The organism is Colwellia demingiae, from assembly GCF_007954275.1.
GTDB classification, from domain to species: Bacteria; Pseudomonadota; Gammaproteobacteria; order Enterobacterales; family Alteromonadaceae; genus Colwellia; species Colwellia demingiae.
In genome coordinates, this window is the sequence record NZ_VOLT01000005.1 from 17,763 (window position 1) to 29,791 (window position 12,029).

At 38.7% G+C, this 12,029-nt stretch carries 8 protein-coding genes; 2 read left to right on the plus strand and 6 right to left on the minus strand.

Annotated features, from left to right (window positions below; genetic code table 11):
- Window positions 1-267: 267 nt before the first annotated feature.
- The 3 genes from ESZ36_RS10670 to prmB all read right to left on the minus strand — a co-directional run bounded on the left by ESZ36_RS10670 (window position 268) and on the right by prmB (window position 3,703).
- On the minus strand, window positions 268-1,455 hold the full coding sequence (locus ESZ36_RS10670) for an MFS transporter (protein ID WP_281285039.1): 1,188 nt from the start codon (window positions 1,453-1,455) through the stop codon (window positions 268-270).
- Window positions 1,456-1,530: 75 nt separating this feature from the next.
- Entirely contained in the window at window positions 1,531-2,652 is a 1,122-nt protein-coding gene (gene aroC, locus ESZ36_RS10675; protein WP_146787507.1) for a chorismate synthase, read from the minus strand.
- A 106-nt stretch (window positions 2,653-2,758) separates the two neighbouring features.
- Window positions 2,759-3,703 (minus strand): 50S ribosomal protein L3 N(5)-glutamine methyltransferase, encoded by a 945-nt coding sequence (gene prmB, locus ESZ36_RS10680; RefSeq protein ID WP_146787510.1) that lies wholly within the window; start codon window positions 3,701-3,703, stop codon window positions 2,759-2,761.
- 170 nt (window positions 3,704-3,873) lie between these two features.
- Between prmB and smrB the strand changes: the two genes are divergently transcribed.
- Window positions 3,874-4,551 (plus strand): endonuclease SmrB, encoded by a 678-nt coding sequence (smrB, locus tag ESZ36_RS10685; protein ID WP_425457381.1) that lies wholly within the window; start codon window positions 3,874-3,876, stop codon window positions 4,549-4,551.
- Between the two features lie 10 nt (window positions 4,552-4,561).
- Here smrB and sixA read toward each other — a convergent pair whose 3' ends face one another.
- On the minus strand, window positions 4,562-5,062 hold the full coding sequence (gene sixA, locus ESZ36_RS10690; protein ID WP_146787516.1) for a phosphohistidine phosphatase SixA: 501 nt from the start codon (window positions 5,060-5,062) through the stop codon (window positions 4,562-4,564).
- 273 nt (window positions 5,063-5,335) lie between these two features.
- On the opposite strand from sixA, the gene ESZ36_RS10695 reads away from it, so the two are divergent.
- The gene (locus ESZ36_RS10695) at window positions 5,336-8,146 is read left to right on the plus strand and encodes an insulinase family protein (RefSeq protein ID WP_146787519.1); all 2,811 of its coding nucleotides are present in this window, start codon (window positions 5,336-5,338) and stop codon (window positions 8,144-8,146) included.
- A 129-nt stretch (window positions 8,147-8,275) separates the two neighbouring features.
- On the opposite strand, the gene fadJ is transcribed toward ESZ36_RS10695, so the two are convergent.
- The gene (gene fadJ / locus ESZ36_RS10700; RefSeq protein ID WP_246129064.1) at window positions 8,276-10,519 is read right to left on the minus strand and encodes a fatty acid oxidation complex subunit alpha FadJ; all 2,244 of its coding nucleotides are present in this window, start codon (window positions 10,517-10,519) and stop codon (window positions 8,276-8,278) included.
- The gene (gene fadI / locus ESZ36_RS10705; protein ID WP_146787522.1) at window positions 10,519-11,826 is read right to left on the minus strand and encodes an acetyl-CoA C-acyltransferase FadI; all 1,308 of its coding nucleotides are present in this window, start codon (window positions 11,824-11,826) and stop codon (window positions 10,519-10,521) included. Before fadI ends, fadJ begins: the two co-directional genes overlap by 1 nt.
- Window positions 11,827-12,029 lie beyond the last annotated feature (203 nt).

Genomic DNA, 12,029 nt, shown 5'->3' on the forward strand with positions numbered 1-12,029 from the left:
CCTCAAGATACAGGATTCAGCTGGAATTAGAAGCGTATTTAGGCAAGGTATTGATTTAAGGTAATGGTTGTTCCCTTATCTAAATTAATAACGTAGCATAAAACGCTTCTAAACCAGCCCTACGGGGATGTCTGAGCGAATAAGCTCTTCGTTTCCTCTCTTTTTAAGGGAACAACCCTTAATAAAAAGATGCGCCTCGATCATAAATCGCACAGTCATCCTGAAACTCGCATCTTGAAGTATCATGGGTATATACATTAAAATTGCTTAGCTAAACGAATGACTCGATTGCTTTTTAATAAAAGCCATAATTATGGTGCCAAGCAAAGCACTAGCGCCAGCCATAATGAAGGTATTACTCGCGCCCTGCCCGTTTAGCCATAGCACCCCGGTAATATAAGCACCAACGGCGCCACCGACACCATACACGCCACCTAAATAAATGCCTTGCCCTCTACCTTGTTGGGTCTTAGTGAAATGCGAAGAAATAAATTTCATGCTGGCACTATGATAAATGGCAAAACTGGCCGCGTGGCCTAATTGAATTATAGCAAGCCATATTCCAGAGTCGGCAACTAAAGGCATCAAAAACCAACGTAAGGCAGTAATTCCTAAACTAAAGACTAATAGCGTGTTTAAAGAGAAATGTTTAAATAATGCGCCCATATAGATAAATGCAATAACCTCAGCAACTACTCCCAATGAAATAAATAAACCAACGGCTAAACCCGAGTAGTGAAGATCACGTAAAAACAACGCAAAAAATCCATAATAGGGAGCGAAGCTAATTTGTAATAATAAACCTGCAACAAAGAAACAAATGAAACGACCTTCAATAAGTTTATTGAATATAGGCGTCGGCTCACTGGCATTTTTTCTAGATGATTTCGCCGATTCTCTTGAGGTTAACAATAAGGTACTGAAGAATAAACAAAGTAGAGTAATAACACCTAAACTGGTAAAAACTTGATAACCCAGCGCACTCATAGCCTCACCCGCGACTACCGCTAAAACGATAAAACCTAAGCTTCCCCATAATCGAACACGGGCGTAGATTTTACTGCTTTGCTTAATCGAGTTTAAGGTGTGCACTTCCAGTTGCGGCAGAATTGCAGTCCAAAATAAAGTAAAGAGTGCCAAAGAAAAGGTAATGGGCCAATAGAGGGTAAACCAATAAAGTAAGCTAAAGCTAACCAGTGCTAATAAAGCACCTAGTCGAATAATAAATAATGGTTTTGCTGTTTTATCTGCAAGCGTCGCCCATAAGCTTGGCGCAACAATTTTTGTCGCGGTCATAATGGCAAGAATTTCACCCACTTGACGAGAAGTAAAACCCTGTTCATCTAGGAAAATAGACAAATAGGGTGAGATTAATCCCAGTAGTGCAAAATAAAAGAAGTAACTCGAAGATAATCGAACAAACATCATGTTGACAGGAATCAAGCTAACAAGCATTATGATGAGGAGGTAATAAGTAAATGAGTAAGCTAATGTGCTTACTCATTAAGATAAACTAAAGACTGTTATTGTTTATGCTTCAATGTCAGGTGTATTACATTGAACATCAGCATTTTGTCCACGATGACGTAGGAAGTGATCCATTAAGGTCAACGCTAACATTGCTTCAGCAATAGGTACTGCACGAATACCAACACAAGGATCATGACGACCTTTAGTGATAATATCAGTCGCTTCACCGGTTAAATTTACAGTTTTACCACTTACGCCAATACTTGAAGTAGGTTTAAGGGCTAAATGCGCAATAATTTGCTGACCTGATGAAATACCACCTAAAACACCACCTGAATGGTTTGTTGAAAATCCTTCAGGGGTAAGCTCATCTCTGTGCTCTGAGCCTTTTTGATTTACCACAGCAAAACCATCACCTACTTCAACACCTTTTACTGCATTGATACTCATCAAACCATGAGCAATATCAGCATCTAAACGGTCAAAGATAGGCTCGCCTAAGCCAACAGGAACATTAGTGGCTACAACTGTCACTTTCGCGCCAATAGAGTCTTTTTCTTTAATGATCCCACGAAGGTACTCACCAAGTTGTTCAATTTTAGTCTCATCAGGGAAGAAGAATGGATTGTCTTCTACGCTCGACCAATCAACGGTATTAACATCAAACGGTGCACCCTTTGGGCCACTGGCAACAATATCACCAATTTGTGTTACACAAGCTTGAATCGTCATGCCAAACTTTTCAGCGAGATATTTTTTAGCTACAGCGCCTGCAGCAACACGCATCGCTGTTTCACGAGCAGAAGAACGTCCACCGCCTCGGTAATCACGTAATCCGTATTTTTGCCAATAAGTATAATCTGCATGGCCCGGACGGAAGCTTTGTGCAATATCGCCATAGTCTTTAGAACGTTGGTCGGTATTTTCAATCATTAAACCAATAGGCGTGCCAGTTGTTTTACCTTCGAATACGCCAGAAAGAATTTTTACTTCATCTGCTTCTCTGCGAGCCGTAGTATATCGAGAGGTGCCTGGACGACGTCTGTCTAAATCAATTTGCAAGTCAGCTTCAGTTAACTCAAGCCCTGGTGGACAACCATCGATAATGGCGCCTAATCCTAATCCATGACTTTCACCAAATGAGGTGACTGTGAATAATTTTCCGAAGGTATTTCCTGACATTGAACATTACCGCCTATTAATTTAATTTTTAAAGCTATGAGTACACTCTGTTATTTGTACTAACTAATTTTGTACTATCTACTTAGATAGATTTTAATTGTTACGTTTATGCTGTTTTAAGTGCAGCTAAGAACGTTTCTGCATGTTGCTCTAACTGCGCTTTATTTAGCATAAAGACACCATGACCACCGCGCTCAAAGGTTAACCAAGTAAAATCAACCTCTGGGTAGAGAGCTTCAACATGATATTGTGAGTTACCCACTTCACAAATGAGTACGCCATCATCATTGAGGTGCAGTGCACTCTCTGCCAAGATAACTCTAACAATATCTAAACCGTCTTCACCACAGCCTAAGCCCATTTCGGGTTCATGAGTAAATTCTGCCGGTAAGCTATCCATGTCTTCTTGATCGACATAAGGCGGATTAGTGACAATTAAATCATATTTTTGTGCTATAACCCCAGAAAAAACATCAGATTGAATTGGAATAACTTGTTCACTTAAACCATGGTTTTCAATATTCATTTCCGCAACATTTAACGCATCGAGAGATAAATCGACTGCATCAACTTCAGCACTTGGAAAATAACTCGCACAGGCAATGGCAATACAACCGCTGCCAGTACACAAATCTAAAATTCTTTGCGGTGGGTTTTGCTCACTAAAATAAGGGGCAAAATGTTTTTCAATCAATTCACCAATAGGTGAGCGAGGTACTAGAACACGCTCATCTACATAAAAAGGTAATTGCGCAAAATAAGCAAGGTTGGTGATATAAGCTACAGGTTGCTGTGTTTCAATGCGTTGCTCAAAAAGTGCTAGAATGTTTTGCTTCTCGTATTCAACTAAGCGACAAGTCATTACGTCTTCACTCATTTCATCGGGCAAGGATAAAGCAAACATCACCAAGGTAAGTGCCTCATTTAACGCATTGTCATTTCCATGACCATAAAAAAGTTCTGCTTGATTAAATATACTGGCCCCATAACGACAAAAATCAGCAATAGTGTGTAATTGCGCTGTTATGTTTTCAATGTTGGTATTGCTCACATTCTCTTCCTCAAAAGGTATCTCTATATTTTTCATGTTTACTTTATGATTTAAGCTTTAACTTAAGTTTTGAGCTTAACTTTAACATTTCATTTTAATGCTTAGCTTTGATGCTAAGTTAGCCGTATTAATTTATTTGTATTAACACTAAAATGTTTTACACTGCGTCAATGAAAAACAAAGCCCTAAAATCCGAACTATCTTCAATAAAAGCCAAAGTTCGCGCGAATATTGAAGCCAGCGCGCAAAGTAAGAATCAGCAAAAAATAATTGATGAATCATTACAAAAAACCAATGAGTCTATTAAAGAAGTATTGCCTGATGAAAAGCAACTTTTTGCCGATGCTGTCGGTCAAGTTAAGCCTTTGGTTATCGACACAGTTCGCTTAATTAAAAGTGGCCATAAGTCTAACACTTCCCAAAAAAATGACCAAGAGTATAACAAGGCAAATAAGGCTATTGCGCAATTTCATTTTTCTGATGAATTTGAACCTAACTTAAATAAACAAGGTCCAATGAAATATGTTCGAGAGGGTGTTGACAGTTTTGAAGTCAAAAACCTTCGCCGCGGCTATTATCGCCCCGACCTTATTCTTGACTTGCACGGCCTAGACCAACATCAAGCGAAGAAAGAATTAGCTGCCTTACTCTTTGCCTGCCAAAAGGAACACGCCCAATGTATATGCGTTGTTCATGGTATAGGATCACATATTTTAAAAAATAAAGTGCCCCATTGGTTGGTACAACATCCCGATGTTATGGCATTTCATCAAGCACCATTAGAATGGGGCGGCAATGGTGCCATCTTAGCGTTAATCGAATTAAAAGATAAATATAATCGGAATTAACAGTTAAGTATTAACAAAGTTCGATAGGTGAAACCAGACGTTGTAAAGACCCTTGCATTTTCTCAATATCATAATCAATGTGCGCAATACCAGCAGTAGCAAAAATTGGGGTATTACTCGATTGTGTTAATTCTGCGACTAAGTAGCTAACTAGAGGCATATGAGAGATTATGAGCAAGCTTTGTTCTTGCTCAGTTGGTGCTTCTAATTGCTCACTACACCAACCATCAATAAAGTCATGTACCTGTTTAGCGTCGCCAGAAGGGGTAATGAAATCTAACGTAGTAATAGCTGTTTGCATCAAAGCAGTGGCTATAGCACAGGTTTGTTGAGCTCTAACATAGGGGCTAACAAAGACTTGCGTAGGGTTTATCTTCATTTTTTGCAACCAAGTCGCCATCATTTTCGCTTCGATTTTACCTTGTGCGGTTAACGCTCTTTGGCTGTCATCACGTTTGCCCTGCTCAACAAAATTTTGAGCTTCACCATGGCGCATTATATAAACTTGCATTAATTCTCTCGACAACTACTTGTGGGTTACAATAGCGGTATAGTTCAATTTTTAGCTTATTTATGAATTTTATCGGCTAAAGTATTGAGTCTAAGTTATTTTTGCGGCTATAGTAATAGAATTGAGCGCACATTAGTAACAACAGTTAAGAATAAATAGGCTTTTTTTATTCCTTTAAGTAATTAGGGAATTGCTTCATCTCCCTGTTGAATTCAGAAACTATCCATATTCTCGTCATACGCTTTGTCGTTTAAAGTGTTCTTAGGAGCCTTAGTGTTGAAACAAAGCCCCAATGATTCAAAACAATATCAAGCAATTACTCTTACCAATGGTTTACGCGTACTGCTTATTCATAACGATGAAACCGCTAAATCGGCAGCGGCTTTGGCGGTTAATGTCGGTCATTTTAATGATCCAAATGATAGACAAGGTTTAGCGCATTTTTTAGAGCACATGTTATTTTTAGGGACAAAAAACTTCCCTGATGGCAGCGAGTATCAAAAATTCATTAATCAACATGGCGGCAATCATAATGCTTGGACTGGCACAGAACATACGTGTTTTTTCTTCGATATTGCAGCAACACACTTTTCATCTGCACTAGAGCGGTTTAGTGAGTTTTTCATTGTACCTTTACTGGCTGATGATTTTGTTGTTAAAGAACGTGAGAATATTGATGCTGAATTCACGTTAAAGTTAAAAGATGATATCAGACGCTTATACGATGTTCACAAAGACACCATTAACCCTAAACATCCCTTTTCACAGTTTTCTGTTGGTAATCTAGATACGTTAGCAGATCGAGACGGACAGAATATCAGCCAAGAGTTACAAGCCTTTTTTCAACAGTATTATCGCGCAGAGTACATGACATTAGCACTTGAAGGGCCGCAAGAATTAGACGAACTTAAACGCATCGCTGAACAGCGTTTTAGTCCAATAAAATCTGCTGACTCGCCACTGCCTGAGATTGAGCAAGCTTTATATTTACCTGAACATCAAAAAATTAAAATAGATGTTTGCCCTGTTAAAAATGATCATCAACTTATTATCAGTTTTGCTATGGAGAGCATTGATCAATATTACCAAGATAAACCTGAATCGATTCTTGCTTATTTATTAGGTCATGAAGGTGAAGGCAGTGCTTTATCGTTACTTAAAAAGCATCAATGGGCCTTAGCGCTAACAGCTGGTTCAGGTATTAATGGCTCTAACTTTAAAGACTTCAATATTAGTATCGCATTAACTGAGTTAGGTGAAGAGCACCTTAATGACGTTGTCGATGTAGTATTAACTTATATTGCTCTGCTAAAAAACACAGAAATCGCTGAGTACTATTATCAAGAAAAGCAAAAAATTAGTAACTTAGCTTTTATTTACCATGAAAAAATGCGCCCACTAGACAGTGTCAGTCAATTGGTCATCAACATGCAGTATTACCCAGAAGAAGATTATATTTTTGGTGATTATGTCATGTCGGGTATGTCGACAGTGAACATCAACAAATTACTTAGCTTCTTACAGGTCGATAATATGCGACTAATGCATGTTAGCCAGAAAAATCATTTCTCCAAGAATAGTTTCTGGTATCAAGTGCCTTACCATGTAACACCTATTTCTGAACAACAGTTGGTTCATTGGCGTAATATTGATCTAAGCGATAAAGCGCACATCAAAGGTTTATATTTACCTGCACCTAATCCTTATATTGTCGAAGATCCAACCATTTACCATAGTAAAAGGCATCTAGAAGATACGCAGGAAACACCAGTACTTCCTGACAAAATTATGAATCAAAATGGGCTAGTCGTTTGGTATAAACAAGATCACACTTTTAAAGTCCCTAAGGGTTACTTATATATAGGTATTGATTCCCCTTTTGTTGTTGCTAGTGTCGCTAATATAGCCATGACGCGTCTATTTGCCGATTTATATACAGATACCGTTATTGAAGAAAATTACGAAGCAGAATTAGCGGGTATACATTATCACTTATATGCCCATCAAGGCGGCGTAACGATGCAACTATCAGGCTATAGTGAAAACCAACATCTGTTGTTAAGTAAACTATTAAGACGATTAAAAAACCACAAAGTCACCGAAGCACACTTTATTTTATTTAAGCAGCAGTTGGTTCAACATTGGCAAAACAGTGGTAAAAGTAAATCAATCTCACAGTTATTCGCTAGCCTAAGCTCAGTAATGCAACCTAATAACCCTACGAGCAAAGCATTAGCACAAGCACTTAGTGATGTAAGTTTTAGTCAATATCAGCACTTTAGTCAGCAATTATTTGAAAAAGTAACATTAGAAGTTCTCATTCATGGCAATTGGCTGATTGAGCATGCACAACAATTATGCGAGGTCATTGAACAAGGTTTTCACGGTAATGTTAACGAAAAATATGCTATACAGTGTCCAGTAACAGATATATCAACCAAAGAAACATTGTTATTGCCCATTAGCTTACCTGAACATGATCACGCTTGTGTCATATATACCGCATTTGAGCACAAGGATGATAACTCGGTGGCACTAGCAATGATCACTAGCCATATATTATCGCCCTTATTTTTTCAGAAAATGCGTACAGAAAAGCAGTATGGCTACTTAGTAGGGGTCGGTTATGTGCCAATTAATAGCTACCCTGGCATCGCTTTTTATATTCAATCACCTCACTGCGATGCTTATACATTAGCACACGCTATGGATGAATTTATCAGTAACAGTATATCCGAACTCGATGATATTTCTGATGAAAAATGGCAACATTTACTGCAAGGTTTAGCGAGTCAATTACAAGAAAAAGATCATAATTTACGTATTAGAAGCCAGCGTTTTTGGGCTGCTATTTGTAATAAAGATGAAATGTTTAAACAGAAAGAAAACTTACTGGAAGCAGTTTTAAAATTAACGCTAGCGCAAGTGAAAACATTTGTGAAAAATAGTGTAGTGCATGCTTGTAAGCCTGATCGCTTTATCCTTTATTCACAAAGTGATTTGCTCGAAAAAACTCAAAAACCCAATGGCGAAATAATTACAGATATTGATGATTTTATTAAAGCGAGTCCGCTTAAGTATTAGAAACGATAGAACGAATAAACTGTCTTCATCAGTATAATCTAGGTGCGATAAAAAAGGCTATTAAGCATAATAGAACAGTTATATTCTACTCGTCTCAACAGCCTGTCTTGGTATTATTACTATGCGATGTTATTTAGGGTAATAAACAACATCGTTTTCTGCCATAGTGATCAACGCTTTACATGGGGTATAACGTTCACCGTGCTGCTCAGCCCACTGGCTTAATTGAGCAACCACTGACTTAGCACCAATTTTATCAATATAACGTAGCGGTCCACCTAAAAATGGTGGGAATCCAATACCGAAGATCGCTCCAATATCACCGTCTCTAGCATTTCTCACTATACCTTCATCAACACAGCGTGCCGCTTCATTTAGCATCATGTAAGTACAACGTTTGCTAATTTCTGTTGCTGATAAACTGCCCATAGGCTTAATATTGAGTAAGCTGTAGATGGTCTCATCTACTTGTTTTTGGCCTGATTTAATACCTTTGAAAGTATTTTGTACATTTTTAGTGAACGTTGGCTTTTCGTACTGATAAAAACCTTTATTTACTTTTTTACCTAACCGACCATCTGCGAGTAATTTGTTAAACGCCGCAGGTGCTGCAAAACGTTCACCAAGGTCTGCCTGCAAGATTGGTCCAATTTTAGCGCCAACGTCAATTCCCACTTCATCAAGCAGTTGCATCGGTCCTACAGGGAAACCAAATTTAACCAGTGCTTTGTCTATTTTATCAATGGGCTCACCTGCAAGAAGCAGAAGAGCGGCTTCATTCATATAAGGTGCTAAAATACGATTGACATAAAAGCCTGCTTTATCTTTAACAACAATAGGGGTTTTACCCTGTTTTTTAGCAAAAGCTACTGTATTTGAAATAGTTTGATCTGAGGTTTTATCATGCGGAATTATTTCCACTAACGGCATTTTATCTACCGGCGAAAAGTAATGTAATCCAATCACATTTTCAGGTCGTTTTGCTTTAGCAGCAATCTTCCCAATCGGTAAACTGGAGGTATTGCTGGCAAAAATAGTTTTCTCATGCCCTTGCTCTTCAACTTCAGCCACCATGTTCTGTTTCAACGTTAAATCTTCAAAAACTGCTTCAACTACAATATCAAGTGCTTTAAAGCCAGTATATTCAACACTACCGGTGATCATAGCTAGCTGTTTTTGCATTTCGCTGTTAAGTAAAAAGCGACGCTTAACTTTTTTATTCAATATTTGATAACTATATTTTAATGCTTGGCCAATACCCTTGTGGTTAATATCCTTAACTCGTACTGGCATATTCGCTTTAGTTGCAGTAACAAAAGCAATACCGCCCCCCATTAAACCGCCACCTAAAACACCCGCTTTAGTCATTTTTTCTGGCATGACATCAGCAACGCCCTGCTCTTTCTTCATTGCAGTTGTCGCAAAGAATAACTGACGTAGTTGCGCAGATTCATCACTCATCACTAGGTCGGCGAAATGCTCAGCTTCTACTCTATAGCCCTTTTCAACTGAAGATTCGATACCAGTTCGAACACAATCAATGATTTTAGCCGGTGCTGGATAGTTACCTTGAGTTTTTGCTAGCACAGTTTTTTGCGCTTGTTGATAAACAATTTTTCGACCAGCAGCGTTATTTTCTAACAACTTATCCATTAAGCCTTGTTTACGCTTAGCTATCTTTTTACCACGTTGACGCAAAGATATTGCTAAATTCTCTGCAACATTCAGCAAAACACTGCTTGGCACAACATCATCAACTAAACCTGATTTTAATGCCTGTTTAGCGCGTAATTGCTTACCCGTAAGCATCATATCTAAAGCTTTTTGCAAACCTACTAATTTAGGTAAACGCTGAGTACCACCACTACCTGGCAATAAGCCTAGTTGTACTTCAGGTAAACCCAAAGCTGTTTTACTATTATCGCTACAAACTCGAGCATGACATGCCATAGCAAGCTCTAAACCGCCACCTAAACATGCACCATCGATAGCCGCAACAATAGGAATAGGCAATTGCTCTAGCAGAGAAAATATTCGTTGTCCTTGTCGAGATAAAGCAACGACTTCGTCACGACTTTGACAAGCATCAAGCATATTAATGTCTGCACCAGCAACAAAAGAACCTTTTTTCCCGCTACACAGCACGATGCCAGTAATCGCTTTATCAGCTTTAATTTCAGCCAATACAGCATTAACTTGCTCGGTAAACTCCGCTTTTAGGGTATTAACATTTTCACCAATAACATCAATCACTAAATGCGCGATACCATTATCATGGCGAACTATAGTAAAAGCACTGGCTGTAGATTCTGCTGGAGCAGCATTTTCTTTAGCATTGCCATTATTATCATTTGCTTTTATTTCTTGAGTCATTAGTCTGTCTCCACAATCATTGCCGCGCCTAAACCACCTGCAGCACAAGCCGTTGTTAAACCAACACCACCACCACGACGGTTTAATTCATTAAGCGTTTGCGTGATAAGTCTAGCGCCCGTTGCAGCGAATGGATGTCCATAGGCTAGCGAGCCACCCATAACATTAAATTTATCCATATCAATGTCACCAATAGCTTTATCTCTGCCAAGTTGTTCTCGAGCAAATTTAGTACTACCAAACATTTTCATGTTTGCTAATGCTTGAGCGGCAAAAGCTTCATGCATTTCAATTAAATCTAAGTCTGCTAAATTCATACCCGCACGCTGTAATGCAATTGGTGTGGCATAACTTGGACCCATCAGCATGTCTTGCCATACATCTATAGCAGCAAAACCAAAACTACGAATATAACCTAATGGTTTATAACCTAGCTCTTTCGCTCGGCCTTCACGCATGAGTAAAATTGCTGCACCACCATCGGTCAACGGCGTACTTGTTGCTGCGGTAACTGTGCCATGCTTGCGATCAAAGACTGGTTTTAACTTAGCATAACTTTCTAAAACAGAGTTTTCTCGAAAACAATTATCTTTATCAATAAAGTTTTTATAAGGTTCAGCATGTACTGTCATTACCTCACCCGCTAATTTACCTTCTTGCCAACTTTGTGTCGCTAAAGTGTGTGATCTGTGGGCTAAAGCATCTTGATCTTGACGCGATATTTGGTAAGTCTTTGCCATTTGTTCTGCCGTTTGCCCCATAGAAATACCGGTAGAGTATTCAGCAACGGCCGGAGAAACAGGTAATAAATCTTTTAAACCAAGGCGACTAAGTAAGGAAAGCTTTTGCCCTAATGATCTTGCTTTGGTTAAATCAACTAACGTGCGTGCAAGCTTTTTAGAAACACCTATAGGTGCCACTGATGATGAATCAGCACCGCCAGCAATACCAACATCTACGTGGCCAGCCATAATAGATTCAGCAACGTTAACCGTTGATTGAAAACTAGTAGCACAGGCGCGAGAGACACTGTAAGCATCAGTACGAGTATTCATACCTGTACCCAAAACGATTTCACGAGCAATGTTTGGCGCTTCCGGCATTTGAACTACTTGACCAAAAACAAGTTGGTCAATTATCCCTGGGTCAACATCGTGTTTTTGTAATAATTCATTAACAACGATTTTGCCCAAATCAACTGCTGGTACCCCATGAAAAGCCGTTGCCTGTTTAGCAAACGGAGTACGCAAGCCAGCAACAATTGCTATGCGCTCACCCGTAGAAGTTGTTAGTCTTTTTATTGTCATTTATTACTCCACACACTCAGTATTTATAATTAAAACTCAAGAGGTCTGACCTCTTTAACTAACTTGATTCTAACTAACTCTAGAAAAAATTCAATCATTACCTGAGATCAAAAAAGATTAATGACAATTTTTCACGTATTGTCGGTATTACTATCTGTTAAAATTTTGTTACCATTCACTTGTTTTATTACATAAAAACCTTA